Source organism: Bacillus sp. FJAT-47783 (assembly GCF_022808615.1).
Lineage (GTDB): Bacteria > Bacillota > Bacilli > Bacillales > Aeribacillaceae > Bacillus_BZ.
The window spans coordinates 81,980-99,195 of record NZ_JAKZKS010000007.1; the positions used below are offsets into that span (position 1 = coordinate 81,980).

Here is a 17,216-nt window from a genome sequence, read left to right on the forward strand (position 1 = left end):
ACTCTCAAAGTAGAAGAGAATGGTCTGACTAAATCAAAAGATTATTTATTTAATTGAGCTTTTGCAGCATCAGCTAATTGAGCGAATGCTTTTTCATCGCTAACCGCTAATTCAGCAAGCATTTTACGGTTCACTTCAATACCCGCTAATTTTAAACCGTGCATTAAACGGCTGTAAGAAAGACCGTTCATACGTGCAGCAGCATTGATACGAGTGATCCAAAGCTTACGGAAGTCGCGCTTTTTCTGACGACGATCACGGTAAGCATACATTAAAGATTTCATAACTTGCTGGTTAGCAACTTTATATAAACGATGTTTAGAACCGAAATAACCTTTCGCTAATTTAATCACTTTTTTACGACGTCTACGAGTAACAGTTCCGCCTTTTACGCGTGGCATAAAAATTCCCTCCTAATCCTATTTCTATATTATTTAAGGTTTGTAAGCATTTCACGAATACGTTTGAAGTCACCTTTGCTTACGATAGCCGATTTGCGAAGCTTACGCTTTTGTTTTTGAGATTTGTTCGCAAATAAGTGGCTTGTATACGCATGAGAACGTTTTAATTTTCCAGATCCAGTCTTTTTGAAACGTTTCGCTGAACCGCGATGAGTTTTCATTTTAGGCATAAGGTTTTCCTCCCTTTTATTTCTTTTCGTTATTAGGCGCTAGCACTATGAACATGCTACGTCCTTCCATCTTCGGCTTCGATTCAATTGAGCTTACGTCTGAGCATGCTTCAGAAAAACGGTCAAGCACTCGTTGTCCAATTTCTTTATGTGTAATAGCACGTCCTTTAAAGCGAATGGACGCTTTCACTTTATCACCTTTTTCAAGGAATTTACGTGCATTACGAAGCTTCGTATTAAAGTCATGCTCCTCAATTGTTGGGCTAAGACGAACTTCTTTCACGTTAATCGTTTTTTGTTTTTTTCGCGCTTCCTTTTCTTTCTTCTGTTGCTCGAAACGGAATTTTCCGTAGTCCATAATACGAGCGACAGGTGGTTTTGCACTTGGTGCGACAAGCACTAAATCTAAGTTGGCGCGTGTTGCAATCTCTAGAGCTTCTTGACGAGATTTGATTCCTAGTTGATCACCGTTTTGACCGATAAGACGTAATTCACGAGCGCGAATGCCCTCGTTTACAAACATGTCTTTGCTAATAATGAGCCACCTCCAAGGTTTTTTAACTGAATAGCGCACGTCGTTTTAAGCCGTTTTTAGGTTTTTCAAAACATACAAAAAACGCGTGAGTGCATACTACACCCACACGTTTGCATACGATACAAATTTAATAATATGCATAACCTGCTAACAGCAAGACGTTGCGTCAATCAGGTGAGAAGCGGGTGCTTCTGCTTCGTTTATTAGTTCACTATTCAATTTATATTTACCTTGCAGATTATATCATAGGAAATGAACCTTTGTCAACATTTAATATTATTATTCAAACAACATTTTGTATTATACTACTAACAATCATATAATGCAACCATTATTTTTTAGCATCTATCACTATGCTTTGAACGAATTGCTCAAATCCTACCGTTTCAGATTTCTGTTCGCCATATTTTCTTACGTTTACTGCTTCTTCCCGAATTTCATTGTCCCCAACGACTAACATATAAGGGATTTTCTTCATTTGCGCTTCACGTATTTTATAGCCAATTTTTTCATCACGTGCATCTAGCTCAACCCGGATTCCTTCACGTTGCAGGCGTTCCTTTACTTGCTTTGCATAGTCTAAATGAACCGCTGGTGATACTGGAATCACTTGCACTTGAACTGGAGCTAACCACGTCGGGAACGCTCCTTTGTATTCTTCAATTAAGAAAGCAACAAAACGTTCCATCGTTGAAACGACACCACGGTGGATTACAACGGGACGATGTTGTTTTCCATCTTCTCCTACATACGTTAAGTCAAAGCGTTCAGGTAATAAGAAGTCAAGCTGTACTGTTGATAACGTTTCATCTTTACCTAAAGCTGTTCGTACTTGTACATCTAATTTTGGACCATAAAATGCCGCTTCACCTTCTGCTTCGTAATACTCTAAGCCAAGCTCATCCATCGCTGCTTTTAACATGCTTTGAGCTTTTTCCCACATCGCATCATCATCAAAATATTTTTCTTTATCTTCTGGGTCACGATAAGACAAACGGAAAGAATAATCGTTAATACCAAAATCTTTATATACTTCTTCAATTAAGCGAACGACACGGATAAATTCTTCCTTAATTTGATCGGGACGAACAAAAATGTGTGCATCGTTTAATGTCATGCCACGTACACGCTGTAAGCCTGTTAGCGCACCCGACATTTCATAACGGTGCATTGTACCAAGCTCAGCAATACGAATCGGTAATTCACGATAACTATGGATGTCATTTTTATACACCATCATATGGTGCGGACAATTCATTGGACGAAGGACAAGCTCTTCATTGTCCATTTCCATTTTCGGAAACATATCTTCTTGATAATGATCCAAGTGACCAGACGTTTTATAAAGGTCAACACTTCCCAATACAGGAGTATACACGTGTTCATATCCAAGCTGAACTTCCTTGTCAACGATATAGCGCTCAATCGTACGTCGAATCGTCGCACCTTTTGGTAACCAAAGGGGTAATCCTTGGCCAACTTTTTGGGAATTTGTGAACAAGTTAAGTTCTTTCCCTAATTTACGATGGTCACGTTCTTTCGCTTCTTCTAAAAGACGGAGATGCTCTTTTAAATCTTCCTTTGTAAAAAAGGCTGTTCCGTAAATACGTTGAAGCATTTTGTTTTTACTATCTCCTCGCCAATACGCGCCTGCGACACTTAACAACTTGAACTCTTTAATTTTTCCTGTAGAAGGAACATGTACGCCGCGACATAGGTCAAAGAATTCACCTTGCTCATAAATCGAGATCGGTTCACCTTCTGGAATATCATCTAATAATTCAAGCTTTAAATTGTCGCCCATTTCTTCGTATAATTTCTTCGCTTCTTCTCGGCTTACTTCTTTACGAATAACAGCTAAATTTTCACCGACAATTTTCTTCATTTCTTTTTCAATTTTTGGTAAATCTTCTGGTGTAATCGCTTCTTCCATATCAATATCATAGTAGAACCCGTTTTCAATCACTGGTCCTATTCCAAGCTTAACATCTTTGTATAAACGTTTGATCGCTTGCGCCATTAAATGCGCTGTACTATGACGTAAAATTTCGAGCGCTTCGTCAGTGCCTTGTGTGATAATCTCAATCATACCATCTTGTTCAATCGCCGTTTTCAAATCAAGCGGTGTTCCGTTTAATTTCCCTGCGATCGCTTTTTTCTTTAAGCCAGGACTAATAGATGCAGCAATTTCTTCTGTCGTAATACCTTTTGGAAACTCCTTAACAGCTCCATCCGGGAATGTGATGTTTACAACTTCTGCCATGTGTCAATCACTCCTTTAAAATTTTTACAAATAAAAAACTCGCCCCTATGAAAGGGACGAGTATTATGTACAAAAATCTCGTGGTTCCACCCTTGTTCCCATACAACAGAAATACTTAAATAAAATGTCGTACGGCTCAAGACACAGTAACGGGTGTTAAGCGTCAGCAATTACTAGGTGTACCGTTCACTACTGAAGTTTAGAGGTGGTAAGAGCATTACTCGTGTTAGGAAGGTTTCAGCCTATGCCTTCCCTCTCTAGGAACCGCCTTAATACTCCCATGTCCTCATCATAACTTGTTCATATGAGGTTTACCCGTATTATAGACGTTATTTTTAAAGAAATCAAGACCTCTCTAAAAAGAAGCTTTCCGCTGATGAAAAGCATCCCTTGAATAGATTGACACTCTTTCTTGAAAAATATTTTGAATCGTCACAATCATCCCTTCGTCTTGTTCATCGGAATAAATGGATAATGTTTTTGGAGCCATTGACACAAGAGGTGCAAGTAGCTTTGAATCAATATACATGGGATGCTGATAAATAAAATGGCGATCAATAAATGATTTCAATTCATTTGGGGTCAGTTCTTTCCATGTATCATTATAAATTAAAAAACTCGAATTATCTTGATGAAGAAGGTGCACTCCCTTTACTTTCGGCTCATGTTTTATGACGTATTCCCGTAAGCCTTGAATAAAATTTTGGTATTCTTGTTCCAACTTGTATTCTTCGATGGAAATTTCAACATATTCCGTTAATCGTTTTAAATAGTGATGAAGCCGAAAACGAATAAATGAATCCATAAAAAACGTTAGTTCTGGACGAAGAAACCGTAGGAAGGATGTGTATAAAAATTGCTCTCTTGGTTCAAAATCTTTCACCTTCGGAATTTCATCTCGTTCCCCTTCCATAATAGATTGTGCGATATGTAAAATTTGTTGTTGTTCATCTTCATCCGTATAATAAAACTTTTCTTTCATAATCGATAATAGGAGTTGTGGTTCCTTTATTTTCGTTAAAAAAGTTAATAAAGTCGGGATTAACACATCTTGTAAAAAGTCTTCCCACCTGTCGCTCGTACAAGTAATAATCGTATCTCTTTCTTGCCAAACGGTGTCATGTTCATTTTTTTCAGCTTCTAGTAGTAAATGTAAAATATATTCTGCTTCTTTTTTCGTTGAGAGTACAATTTGAATCACTCATCTCCCCCCTTATTTGCCAACACCTGCTTCTATGTATATGGGAGACAAGTCATTTTTAGAAGTGAAACGAATGTCTTTATTCGGGGACTTTTGTCGATAAGAAAGGCGCTCTTTGACTTTATTGGATGAAGGTTATTTGACGTGGAGGGGGTAGGTGGCTTTCGCTGGACAAGCTCCATTCATTGCATTTTAACGCTTTAGCGAATTCAAACGAAAAAACCACTCAATTAAGAGTGGCTTTTAATTTACATTCTACGATTTCTTCCTTTTAATTCAACAGGAGTTGCTAAATATTTTATCCGTTCCATAATACGAAGCGCTTTGACTTCTTCCATTTCTCCACGTTGTGAGTATGTTAAATGATGTGTTAACTCATCAAAATCAAAATTCGAAGTGAAAAATGTTGGTAAGTTTTCAAGCATACGAAATTGAAGAATGGTTCCTAATATATCGTCCCGTAGCCAACTTGACATCGATTCAGCTCCAATATCATCAAGCATTAATACTGGAACCTTTTTCACAGCTTCAATTTTTTCATTTAATGAATGATCATGAATTGACCCTTTTAATTCACGCATAAACTCAGGCACATACACGAGCATCGATGAAACATTGTGCTCAGCTAGCTCATTCGCAATAGCCCCAAGCACAAACGTTTTTCCAACCCCAAAAGCACCGTATATATATAATCCTTTTAACCGTTTATCACTTGAATATTGTTCAATAAAATCTTGAGCTAATGATACAACCTTTAAACGACTCGGCTCATCTAGCGCAATATCATCTAAATGTGCATTTAATATATCCTTCGGAATGTACATACTTTTGACTAATGCCTCTTGACGTTTTCTCGCGTCATGGATCATTTTTTTTGAACATTCATTGTACGCACAATCGATCGTTTTTCCTTGTATGATTAATGTTGGTGTATATCCTTTAATCATATTTTTACATTCAGTCAAATTCAGACATTGCTCACAGTTTTTACTTTGCTGAACAAATTCATACAATTTCACAAGACTGCGGTCAATCATCGCGTTATCGACTTCATTCGAATGATCGTGTAAAAACTGTTGAATATGCGAATCTGCTAATACCATTTGCTTTAATTGCATAAAACGCTCATTGAAGTCCTGTCTACCAATGATATTCCTTAATGATTTTTCAATAGGCTCCAAAGGGCTATCCCCCTTTCTTATGATTTAGGTTTCTTTTTAAATTTTCGAATACGCGCTTCCAATTTTTTACGCTCTAATTCAAATGATTCATCTTCCAAGTTATGTTCTTCAACGATCTCTTCATTTTTCAACCATGAAGGGAGCTTTTCTTTTCGAACAATTTGTCTACGTTTCTTTTGTTTCGGTTTCGGTTCGGCCCATTCTTGATATTGACGATGTTCTTTTTTCGCTAGTTCCATTGCATCTTTTACTGTTTTTACTCCTTTTCTTCCCCAATGGCTTGCGATTTTTTCTACATATGCTTTCGAAAGCTTCATATCTGTTTTTAGCATAACATAGTAAATAAGAACATTAACAACACCTGGAAGTAATTGAAATTTAAACATGACTTCTTCAATTATTTTTAAGTCTGATTGTGACGGTTCGATTCCACCTGATATATCAATTAAAAATTGACGAGGAGTAAGCGATTCAAGTTTTTCAATGAGTTCCCTATCTTTAACATCCAAGACTTCATTCTTTTTTAAACGGTAAGGAAGGGGCTGGACTTTTTCCATTAACGCCGGAAGATCTTCCCCACATTCAAATTGATACCAATCCCTCGCTGATTTTCTCAATTGTTCAATATTGATTTCATCTCGTTCATCGACGGCATCCAAGACGACATTTTTCATATCAATTGGGCTAATGCCATATATATAGGCTAGCTTTTTAATCGCTTCTTTTACAGCTGGCGTAATCGCTTTTTTCGGGACTAAATTTTCCGATAACCCCGCTAAAAATAGTTGAAAATCAAATGTTTCGTCATGCACGATAACAGACTTCCCATCCGAACGATTTATAAGCTCTTTCGTTAATATGCTTTCGTCATCTTCTGGAATTGTTTTCAGTTCAGACATGAGAATGGATTGAAACACTTCATTAAAATCCTTCGTTATATCTTTTACATTGTTCGGCATTTGGTTATCGGAGAAAAATTCTTTTAATTGTTGATAACGCCTTTTACCAACACGATTATATAAGTACACATTTAACATTCCATCGCTAAAAAACCACTTTGGGGATAATGGTGGCTGAAGCTCATAAATAAACTTTTTTGGATCTTCCGCATCCATTTGATACGTATTTAATAGCCCCATTCCTTCTAATTTTAGACGTTCTTGATAAATTTCATTTAGCGGAAGCTGCATAATTGCCATTAAGGAGTGATGTGTTGACTCCTCTGCAGATAGACGATTCTCCTCTAGTTCACTCCATAACGACATATATAAACTATAAGCTTTTGCTCCAACTAACGGTTGATATAACAAGGTTAAAATTTTCCGATCGTAATCATGCAACATACCATTGGATCGTACAACGTATCGGTCAATGGGAACAAGCTCCTTCCAATGATAATTCATATTATACTCAAACCTCCCACTTCCTCTACGTTTGTTTGAAAAGCGCAGGGGCGCCCTTTCTCACCCTCGGGCAAAAATTTCTTTCTTTAATTTTAAAAAAAGAGCTTAATTGCTCGTTAAGCTCTTCAACGTTCTTTTTTAATTAATTCTTTTAGTTCTTCTATAAACACATTTATATCTTTAAATTGTCTATAAACGGAAGCAAATCTTACATAGGCTACATCATCAACTTTAGCTAGACGATCCATCACCATTTCACCAATAGTATCGCTGCTAATTTCTGAAACACCTTGGTTTCGTAGCTCTTTTTCTATTTCTTGGACAATCTCTTCCAACTGCTTTAATGCTACCGGTCTTTTTTCACAAGCTTTAATTAAGCCGCGAAGCATCTTTTCACGACTAAATTCTTCACGTGTTCCCTCTTTTTTCACTACGATAAGAGGGATTTCTTCAACTTTTTCAAATGTTGTAAACCGATATTGACAGCTTTCACATTCCCTCCGTCTTCGAATCGATTTTCCTTCATCTACGGGACGTGAGTCTAATACTCTTGTCCCTTGATGATGACAGGAAGGACACTTCATACGACCAGCTCCATTCTATACGAATCACTTTTCCTACTAAACATCATATTAAAAAGAACGCCTTGATACAAGCATTAGAAAGTCCTTTACGTACTTTTACTTCTTTTCCAATTTCGGCAACTGCTCGTCTAGACGATTATATAATTCGACAATGATCGCTTTACTAAAACCAAAATCAAGTGGCCACAAAGTTTCAGTTGTCACCGTTAAATCAATGGCTGTTTCAAACGGACGAACCGTTACAACAGAAATAACCATAAACGCTTTTTTCTTCATTTGTATATCGACACTGATCTCTCCATGTTCTTCAGAAATGGACGAAATGTGATAACCATCTAATTCGTTCAAAATCAATTGAATCGTTTCAAGAGCAGACTTCTTATTTACTTTATAATATTTACTCTTTAACTGTGGATCTTCGTGATGTTCCCTCGTTTCTTGTTGTGTAGAAAATACGGATTGAATTTTTTGCGACACTTTCATCGAAAAACCTCCATTATGCGTAAACCGACCTATGTTTATATCATATAACAAAAAAAGGTGCAGATTCATATCTGACACCTCTAAACTATTCATACAATTTTATAATGCGTTTACTTTCCCTTGATTTACTTGAACTGGACCCATTCCACGAGGAATTTCAATATTCTCACGCGTATCAGCACCAAGAGCCTCCGCAATATAGTCTGCTGCAACATTTGGGTTTAAATCACCGCATGTGTAAACATCAATGCTTGCATATCCATGTTCAGGAAAGCTGTGAATCGTTAAGTGCGACTCAGAAATAATGACTACACCACTAACTCCTTGTGGTGCAAACTTATGAAAAGCTACTTCGCGAACTTCCGCACCCGATTTTAACGCTGCATTAACAAATGTTTTTTCAATAAAATCCATATCATTCAACTTATCAAAATCGCATCCCCATAACTCAGAGATAACGTGACGTCCCATTGTTTCCATCGTTATGGTCCCCCTTTAACTTTTATTTATGAATTCTTCGCACTACGGCATGTTTAACTACCACGGGGGAAAGTTAGTCCAAAGAGGTCCTAACCCTTTAAGTAGTCACATTACCTTGCGTTTAAGAAGTTCACGAAAAATAGTATATATGGTTTATTTTGTTTTTGCAACACACTTTTCTCAAAAAAAAATACTTTATCGTTAAAGGGTTAAGTTTTGCGGTGATTAATATTAACCTTTCCTAACCACAATGAATTATCCGACAGAAGTTAAATATCCTTATATACCGCACCGTATAACGAATGAAGGGCGACTTATTTAGTCACCCTTTTCCTCTCAAACCGTCGTTAAGTTTTTTAGTTTGGAAGCAACCATTTTCGTCAAGTCTACGACACGGCAAGAATAACCCCATTCGTTATCATACCATGCTAACACTTTTACTTTTCGTTCTCCCATCACCATTGTCGTTAAACCGTCAATTGTTGCCGAAAACTCATTTGTATTATAATCAATGGAAACTAAAGGTTCTGACGAGAAGTCTAAAATTCCTTTAAGCTCTCCTCGAGACGCTGTAATAAACGCTTCATTTACCTCTTCAGCCGTTACCTCTCTCTTTAAGTCCACAACTAAATCAACTAATGATACATTTGTTGTAGGAACACGTAAAGCAAGTCCATGTAATTTTCCTTTTAATTGCGGAAGTACTAATGATAATGCTTTTGCTGCACCCGTCGTCGTTGGAATGATGGATTGACCGCATGCACGAGCACGACGTAAATCTTTATGTGGGTTATCAATATTTTTTTGATCATTTGTATAAGCATGAACCGTTGTCATTAAACCGTTTTCAATTCCAAACTGCTCATCTAATACTTTTGCAACTGGAGCTAAACAGTTCGTTGTACAAGATGCATTTGAAATAATGACATGTTTATCTTGATCATATTGATCTTCGTTTACACCCATAACGATTGTTACGTCTTCATTTTTCCCTGGTGCTGTTAAAATTACTTTTTTAGCCCCAGCTTCAACATGCATCATTGCTTTATCACGTGCATTAAATTTACCTGTAGCTTCAATGACGATATCAATATTTAATTCTTTCCAAGGAAGCTCGCGCGGATCACGATTATTTAATAACAACACTTTCTGTCCATTAACAAGTAAATGGTCATCGTTTGGAATAACTTCTCCTTCAAACTTCCCATGATTTGTATCATATTTTATTAAATGCGCTAACGTTTCTGCAGGATAGCTCGCATTAATGGCAACAATATTTAAATCCTCTTCAAGAATTGCTTTACGAAATACCATTCTTCCAATTCGTCCAAATCCATTTATCGCGACTTTAGCTTTCATATATATCCCCTTCCAGCTAATTGTGTTATACTTTTAAAACACTTTCTGATAAACAGTATATCATATTGATTTAAAAATGGAATAATAAAATTAAATATTTTTTTATAAACTACAATTTTAGGCTAAAAAAAGAGTCCACTTTTATAAAGTGAACTTTTTTACGCTTTAGTATCCATTATTTAACGAGACGTTGATGATTGAACCCCCCACTTATCAAGGATCTTCATTAATTGTTGTTTCGTCTCATCGAGAGAACCGTTGTTATCAATAACTTCATCAGCCTTTTCAGCTTTTTCTTTAAGGGGCATTTGCGCATTGATACGGGCTAACGCTTCTTCCTTTGTAAATCCATTTCTTTTCATTAATCGATCGAGCTGTGTTTGTTCATCGACATAGACTACAAGAATTTTTTCCACAAAATGTGTCAGCTTACTTTCAAACAGGAGTGGGATATCTAATACGATAAGCGGTTCACCTTTTTCAACGTACATTTGTTGTTTACGCTTCATTTCAGAACGAACAGCAGGGTGAACAATTTCATTTAACTGTTTCCTCTTTGTTTCATCTTGAAAAATAATGGAACCAAGCTTGGCACGATCAATCGTTTTATCCTTCTGTAAAATTTCATTTCCAAACGTGTCTACAATTTTTAAATAAGCAGGCTCGCCAATAGACACGACATCCCTTGCGATATTATCTGCATCAACAATTGGAATAGACATTTCTTTCATCATGTTCGCTACAGTACTTTTACCACTTGCAATACTTCCGGTTAATCCAACAATTAGGGACATCGATGCTTCCAGCTCCTCTCCTATTACATCTTTAATATGCCAATTAAAATAAGGATAAGCCCAGGTAACCACGTTATCTTTTCAACAAACGATATTTTTGAAAAAACATGACCCATTTGTATGCCGACATACACAAATAAAGAACTCATCGTAGCCACAAGAACGGCCATATAAAGCGGTGGATATCCAAGTAATGCCGCACCAATACCTGCACCGAATGCATCTAAAGATAAGGCAACACCTAAAAGCAGCGCTTCTATGCCCGTAATTGTACCTGACTTATCCATATCAGCAGTTGTTGGCTTTTGTAAAATTTGAATGACAACACCAATCGATTTAATTTCCACATTTAAAATCGTCTTTTCGTGCGTCTTATCCTCATGATCTTCTTGTTCATTTGACTGAAAAAATTGATACAAAACCCACGCACCAATCAAAATTAAAATAAAACCACCTAAACGCTCTGTTAAAACGGCTGGTAACATGTTTTGTAGCAGTTGGCCGACCATCATTGCGGCAAGTAGTGTAATAGCAGAACAACACGCAATGACAACAATCGACTTAAACGGTATTTTTAATGTTCTTAATCCATACGTCAGTCCTACAGAAAAACTATCTAGGCTGACGGCCAATGCCAAAAGAATAAGAGACGTGTATTGTATCAATTTTTATCGCCCCTTCCAATCCAATTAATAACATAGTATATTGTGACGACAAAAAAAATGTTCATCGGACATCAGAAAGGACTGATTATGGTTATTTTTGACAATTGATACAATAATGTGTTCCTCGGCCGCCTACTACCGTTTTACGGATGACCGCTCCACATCGTTTACACGGTTCTTCTTCTCTTCCATATACGTATAAGCTAAGCTGAAACATACCAATTTGCCCTTGTGTATTTACATAAGAACGAACCGTACTTCCTCCCTTTTCTACAGACTCTTTTAATGTTTCGATTATTTGTTCCCGTAATAGTACTAATTCTTCATCACGAATATCCTTTGCTAATCGTTCCGGATGGATGTTCGCACGGAACAGTGCTTCATCGACATAAATATTTCCTAAACCTGCTACAACTGTTTGATCCAACAAAACTGGCTTTATTTTCCTTTGTGTTGAGGCGAGTTTTTCTTTGAAGTACTCTAGTGTAAATTGGTCAGAAAACGGCTCTGGACCTAATTGAGATAGCGGAAGCTCGTTTTCTTCCTCCCCTTTCTTGAAAAGATGCATTGTCCCAAACTTTCGAACATCTTTATATCGTAATTCTGTCCCATCCGTAAACGTAAAAATTACGTGAGTATGTTTTTCAACAGGATCCTCTTTAGAAAAATAACCGTATTTCCCTTCCATACGTAAATGGGATAGAAAAACGTAATCATCTAGATAAAATATTAAATATTTACCTTTTCTCCCAATTTGTCGAATCGTTTGGCCTTTTAGTAGGAAACAAAATGTTTCCACGGGATGGGGCCCTTTAATGAGGTTTGGCCAATTTACCGTAACGTGTTCAATTGTTTTTTCCTTTACGAAAGCAAGTAGCGTTTTTCGGATGGTTTCAACCTCTGGTAGTTCAGGCATCTGACCTTCACCTCGCTATTAATTAAAGAAGGCAATCTGTTCGTGAGCGATTGCACTCAATTTATTTCGCCTCATACCATGATGGACCATATGAATAATCCACTTTTAACGGCACTTTTAATTGCAACGCCTGTTCCATCACTTCGGGCACGAGTTTCTTTAACGTTTCAATTTCTTCTTTCGGTGCTTCAAAAATTAATTCATCATGCACTTGTAATAAAAGTCTCGTTTTTAAATGACGTGCTTTTAACTCTTCAGCCATATGAATCATCGCTACTTTAATAATGTCAGCTGCGCTTCCTTGAATTGGAGTATTCATGGCCGTACGTTCTGCAAAGCTTCGAACATTAAAATTCCTACTTGTTATTTCTGGAATATAACGTCGACGTTGCATCAAAGTCGTTACATATCCTTTTTGCTTTGCTTCCTGAATGATTTCATCCATATATTCTTTAACACCTTTAAAGCTATTAAAATAACGTTTAATAAACTCTCCCGCTTCTTTTCGCGTTATTCCTAAGTTTTGCGACAAACCATAATCGCTAATGCCGTATACGATTCCGAAGTTTACAGCTTTCGCTTGTCTTCTCATGTGATCCGTTACATCCTCTTCGCTTACATGAAAAACGTCCATAGCTGTTTTCGTGTGGATGTCCAAATCTTGACGGAACGCTTCAATGAGATTTTCATCCCCAGAAATATGAGCTAATACACGCAATTCGATTTGAGAATAATCTGCTGCAAACATGACCCAATCCTTTTCAGATGGGACAAAAGCTTCACGAATTTTCCTCCCTTCTTCTAATCGGATTGGAATGTTTTGTAAGTTTGGATCTGTAGAACTTAACCGCCCTGTCTGTGTTAACGCTTGATTAAATCGTGTATGCACTTTACCGGTGTCTCCATGAACAACTTTTAATAGTCCTTCAATATAGGTTGATTGAAGCTTGCCGAGATGACGATAATGAAGAATTAGTTCAACCATTTCATGTTCATCTTTTAGCTTCTCTAACACATCCGCAGAAGTTGAATAGCCTGTTTTCGTTTTTTTAATGACCGGGAGCTTAAGTTTTTCGAATAATATTACTCCGAGCTGTTTCGGTGAATTAATATTAAACGATTCTCCCGCAAGCTCGTGAATTTTTTGCTCTAATAACTGCAACTGTTCATTTAATTCTTTTCCCATTCGTTTTAATCGATCAATATCTACACGAACACCTGTTACTTCCATTTCAGCTAAAATCTTCGAAAGTGGCAGTTCAAGATCCCGAAATAAATCGTATTGCTCGTTTTCTTTTAGTTCTTTATCTAATTTCTCTTGTAGTCGATAGACGACATATGCTTTTCTTGCAATGTGCTCTGCTAGCGTAGCTTCATCTGGTACGTGCCTTTTTGCTCCTTTTCCATAAATAGCTTCGTCGGATTGGACAATCTTCAGCTCATGTTCGCTTGCAATTAACGATAAATCATCGGACGAAAGAGATGGATTTAAAATATAGGAAGAAATTAATACATCAAATTCAATCCCCTTTAGATCAATACCCTTCCACTTTAACGAGACGAGTGCTTTTTTTCCGTCGTAAACGACTTTTCGCATTCTTTCATCTTGTACCCATTCTTTAAAATCACTTGATTCGAGCGCAACTTGAGCTGGTATAAAGAAATTCCCCTTTTCATTTGCAATACCGAATCCAATAATTTTGCCAAGATGATAATTTTCTTCAAGCATCTCAACGATAAACGCGGCATCACTCGTTAACACATCGCTTGATACTTCACGCACAATTTCGAATGGAATGTCCTTTACTTCTTCTGATTTCTCCATTTCCACACCGAGTTTTTCCAACAACGAGCTAAACCCTAGCTCTTTATAAATTTTTGATACAGCCTTTACGTCATATCCTTCATACGATAAGTCGTCTACCGATATCGTTACAGGCGCCTCACAATTAATTGTTGCTAACTCTTTACTCATGATGGCTAAATCTTTATTCTCTTGAAGCTTTTCCTTTAATTTCTTGCCACTAACTTCTTCAATGGACTGTAACAATGTTTCTACGTTTCCAAATTGCTTTAAAAGTTTTATAGCTGTTTTTTCACCGACTCCAGGAACCCCCGGAATATTATCGGAGCTATCCCCCATTAACCCTTTCATATCAATAATTTGCAAAGGGGTTAACCCATATTTTTCCTTAATCGTATCAGGTGTGTAATCATCTACATCCGTAATACCTTTTCGCGTAATCGATACGGTTATATTTTTTGTTGCTAACTGGGTTAAATCTTTATCTCCCGAAATAATTTTTACTTCAAAGTCATCTTGCTCTGCTTTTTTTGCGAGAGTACCAATAATATCGTCCGCTTCATAATTTTCAAGCTCATATCTGGATATGTTATACGCATCGAGCAATTCACGAATGAACGGAAATTGTTCAGACAGTTCTGGTGGTGTTTTTTGTCTTCCCCCTTTATACTCTTTATACGTGTTGTGGCGGAATGTCGTCTTTCCAGCATCAAATGCAACGAGTAAGTGGGTTGGATTTTCTTCTTCTAAAATCTTCGTTAAAATGTTCGTAAATCCATAAATAGCATTTGTATGTATTCCTTTATCATTATTTAATAATGGAAGAGCAAAAAAAGCCCGATAGGCTATACTATTTCCATCAATGAGTACAAGTTTTTTTGTCACAAAGGTTCCTCCCATTTCATAAAGTTTGTATTATGTATTTGACATTATGTTCAAAGTAAAAAGCCATGCTGTTCCTCTATTCTATCATGAGAATGAATAGAAAGAAAAAGCATGGCAAGTCTTATCAGTTTTCTTCGCCCATTAATATTTTGGCATATGGAGAATCGAACGGGATGATAAGTACCGTTTCTTCATCAATGGTTTTCTTATACGATTCTAATGTTCTAAAAAGGCTATAGAAGTTGGCATCTTTTGAATAAGCTTCATTATAGGTTTTTGCTGCCGCTTCTTCCCCTTCTCCTCGAATACGGTTCGCTTCTGCCTCTGCTTTTGCAAGCATTTCTTTTACTTGACGGTCTGTTTCAGCAATGATTCGATTTTTTCCGGCATCCCCCATTGATAAATACTCTTGTGCTTTCGATTCACGTTCAGAAATCATACGGGTAAAGACAGATTTTTCGTTTTCTTCCGGTAAGTCCGTTCGTTTCATGCGAACATCTGTTACAACAATCCCGTAATTGTTTTTCTGAAGCAATTCATTTACAATTTTTGTTACTTTATCATTAATGCTTCCTCGTGATGACTTTTCGTCATTAATAATTTCATCATAATTTAATTTCCCTAGTTCTGAACGCACTGTCGAGAAAATAAACTCAGACATTTTCGCTTCTGCATTTACAACATTTCTTGCATTCGAAATCATTTTTTTCGGGTCTTCAATTCGCCAAACCGCATAGTTATCAATCAAAATTCGCTTTTTATCTTTCGTATTAATCTCAGCTTCTTCTACATCGTATGTCATTTGATATTTAGGCAAAGATTCAGCAGATTGAATAAAAGGGATTTTATAATTTAAACCAGGTTCTTTTATAATCCGAACAACCTCTCCAAATTGCCTGATTACTTTATATTCGTTTTCTTTTACAATAAAAAGGTTACTAAAAACAAAGATTGCAATGACAATGAAAATCACAACGGCAATACTAGATCGTGTATATTTTTTCCAATTAAATTTATCTTTTGATTTCTCCATATCGATTACATTATTATTGCCCATTCCCACCACTTCCTTCCTGAGGAGCTACAGGTGCTGTTTCCGGTTTTTGCATTTGTGTAATCGGGAAATATTTCATCGTATTTCCGTCATCTTTCATAATATAAATTTTGGCATTAGGCATCACTTCATCAATGGTTTCTAAAATAATACGTTTTTTCGTAATTTCAGGGGCATTTTTATACTCATTATATAAAGCATTAAAGAGTGCAACATCTCCTTTTGCTGCTTCAATACGAGCCGCTTTATCACCAAGCGCTTTAGAAATAATCGCATCTTTTTCCCCTTCAGCTTCTTTCGTTCGCTTATTTTTATATTTGTTTGCTTCATTTATTTTTGTGTTCATCGTTTCGCGGGCATCTGTCACATTCGTAAATGCCTTTCGGACATCATCATTCGGTAAATCTACATCTTGAAGCTTAACGGCTAAAATGGAGATTCCTACATCATACTTTTCCATTAACGATGTTAACAATTCTTGAACGTTTGCTTCAATCTCTACTTTTCCGGATGTAAGGGCATCATCAATTTTAGAGCTTCCAATGATACTTCTTAAACTAGCAGAAGTCGCATCAGTTAATATTTCCTTTGGATTATCTGAATTAAACAAATATTTTCCAGGATCCGTAATTTTCCATTGAACGACCATATCTGCTAATACAATGTTTTCATCACCTGTAATCATCTTCGTTTCCTTTGGATAAGCTTTAATTTCCCCATCTTTTTCTTCATACCCAAATTGTAAACTAAATGTTTCTTTTGATAATTTTTGGACTGATTGTACAGGCCATGGCCATTTAAAGTGAAGACCTGGCTCACTAACATCCTCTTCTACTTTACCAAATGTAATGATGACCGCTTGTTCTGATTCATCAACCGTATACCATGTTGTGAATGCAATAATGCCTAATAAAATGATTCCGACCGAAAAGCCAACAATGGTATAAACCTTTTTTATGCTCGTCATCTTACCCCTCC

Annotated in this window: 17 protein-coding genes and 1 other annotated feature; all 17 genes read right to left on the reverse strand. The window is 36.7% G+C overall.

Annotation, left to right across the window (positions count from 1 at the left end):
- Nucleotides 1-41 precede the first annotated feature (41 nt).
- The 17 genes from rplT to hflK all read right to left on the reverse strand — a co-directional run bounded on the left by rplT (nucleotide 42) and on the right by hflK (nucleotide 17,205).
- Nucleotides 42-401, reverse strand: coding sequence for a 50S ribosomal protein L20 (rplT, locus tag MLD65_RS07360; protein WP_243291220.1), 360 nt, complete (start codon nucleotides 399-401; stop codon nucleotides 42-44).
- A 29-nt stretch (nucleotides 402-430) separates the two neighbouring features.
- Nucleotides 431-631, reverse strand: a complete 201-nt coding sequence (gene rpmI, locus MLD65_RS07365) for a 50S ribosomal protein L35 (RefSeq protein WP_243291221.1) — start codon at nucleotides 629-631, stop codon at nucleotides 431-433.
- A gap of 16 nt (nucleotides 632-647) precedes the next feature.
- Nucleotides 648-1,169 (reverse strand): translation initiation factor IF-3, encoded by a 522-nt coding sequence (infC, locus tag MLD65_RS07370; RefSeq protein ID WP_243291276.1) that lies wholly within the window; start codon nucleotides 1,167-1,169, stop codon nucleotides 648-650.
- Nucleotides 1,170-1,235: 66 nt separating this feature from the next.
- Nucleotides 1,236-1,369: a sequence feature (ribosomal protein L20 leader region), on the reverse strand.
- 128 nt (nucleotides 1,370-1,497) lie between these two features.
- A complete protein-coding gene (gene thrS / locus MLD65_RS07375; protein WP_243291222.1) occupies nucleotides 1,498-3,429 on the reverse strand; it encodes a threonine--tRNA ligase in 1,932 nt (643 codons plus the stop codon).
- A 355-nt stretch (nucleotides 3,430-3,784) separates the two neighbouring features.
- Nucleotides 3,785-4,630, reverse strand: coding sequence for a putative sporulation protein YtxC (gene ytxC, locus MLD65_RS07380; protein ID WP_243291223.1), 846 nt, complete (start codon nucleotides 4,628-4,630; stop codon nucleotides 3,785-3,787).
- A gap of 248 nt (nucleotides 4,631-4,878) precedes the next feature.
- Nucleotides 4,879-5,811, reverse strand: a complete 933-nt coding sequence (gene dnaI, locus MLD65_RS07385; protein WP_243291224.1) for a primosomal protein DnaI — start codon at nucleotides 5,809-5,811, stop codon at nucleotides 4,879-4,881.
- 17 nt (nucleotides 5,812-5,828) lie between these two features.
- Complete coding sequence (locus tag MLD65_RS07390; RefSeq protein WP_243291225.1) at nucleotides 5,829-7,214, reverse strand: replication initiation and membrane attachment family protein; 1,386 nt, start codon at nucleotides 7,212-7,214, stop codon at nucleotides 5,829-5,831.
- A 125-nt stretch (nucleotides 7,215-7,339) separates the two neighbouring features.
- Nucleotides 7,340-7,798 (reverse strand): transcriptional regulator NrdR, encoded by a 459-nt coding sequence (gene nrdR / locus MLD65_RS07395; RefSeq protein WP_243291226.1) that lies wholly within the window; start codon nucleotides 7,796-7,798, stop codon nucleotides 7,340-7,342.
- Between the two features lie 96 nt (nucleotides 7,799-7,894).
- Nucleotides 7,895-8,281: a cytosolic protein gene (locus MLD65_RS07400; protein WP_243291227.1), complete on the reverse strand. Its 387-nt coding sequence runs from the start codon at nucleotides 8,279-8,281 to the stop codon at nucleotides 7,895-7,897.
- 99 nt (nucleotides 8,282-8,380) lie between these two features.
- Nucleotides 8,381-8,761, reverse strand: a complete 381-nt coding sequence (gene speD, locus MLD65_RS07405; RefSeq protein WP_243291228.1) for an adenosylmethionine decarboxylase — start codon at nucleotides 8,759-8,761, stop codon at nucleotides 8,381-8,383.
- A 336-nt stretch (nucleotides 8,762-9,097) separates the two neighbouring features.
- Nucleotides 9,098-10,120, reverse strand: a complete 1,023-nt coding sequence (locus MLD65_RS07410; RefSeq protein ID WP_243291229.1) for a glyceraldehyde-3-phosphate dehydrogenase — start codon at nucleotides 10,118-10,120, stop codon at nucleotides 9,098-9,100.
- 179 nt (nucleotides 10,121-10,299) lie between these two features.
- Complete coding sequence (gene coaE, locus MLD65_RS07415; RefSeq protein ID WP_243291230.1) at nucleotides 10,300-10,914, reverse strand: dephospho-CoA kinase; 615 nt, start codon at nucleotides 10,912-10,914, stop codon at nucleotides 10,300-10,302.
- A gap of 23 nt (nucleotides 10,915-10,937) precedes the next feature.
- Nucleotides 10,938-11,576, reverse strand: a complete 639-nt coding sequence (gene ytaF, locus MLD65_RS07420; protein ID WP_243291277.1) for a sporulation membrane protein YtaF — start codon at nucleotides 11,574-11,576, stop codon at nucleotides 10,938-10,940.
- Nucleotides 11,577-11,670: 94 nt separating this feature from the next.
- Nucleotides 11,671-12,495, reverse strand: coding sequence for a DNA-formamidopyrimidine glycosylase (gene mutM, locus MLD65_RS07425; protein WP_243291231.1), 825 nt, complete (start codon nucleotides 12,493-12,495; stop codon nucleotides 11,671-11,673).
- 61 nt (nucleotides 12,496-12,556) lie between these two features.
- A complete protein-coding gene (gene polA, locus MLD65_RS07430; protein WP_243291232.1) occupies nucleotides 12,557-15,184 on the reverse strand; it encodes a DNA polymerase I in 2,628 nt (875 codons plus the stop codon).
- A gap of 124 nt (nucleotides 15,185-15,308) precedes the next feature.
- Nucleotides 15,309-16,241: a protease modulator HflC gene (hflC, locus tag MLD65_RS07435; RefSeq protein WP_243291233.1), complete on the reverse strand. Its 933-nt coding sequence runs from the start codon at nucleotides 16,239-16,241 to the stop codon at nucleotides 15,309-15,311.
- Entirely contained in the window at nucleotides 16,231-17,205 is a 975-nt protein-coding gene (gene hflK / locus MLD65_RS07440; protein WP_243291234.1) for an FtsH protease activity modulator HflK, read from the reverse strand. The genes hflC and hflK overlap by 11 nt, the downstream gene beginning before the upstream one ends.
- Nucleotides 17,206-17,216: the final 11 nt, after the last annotated feature.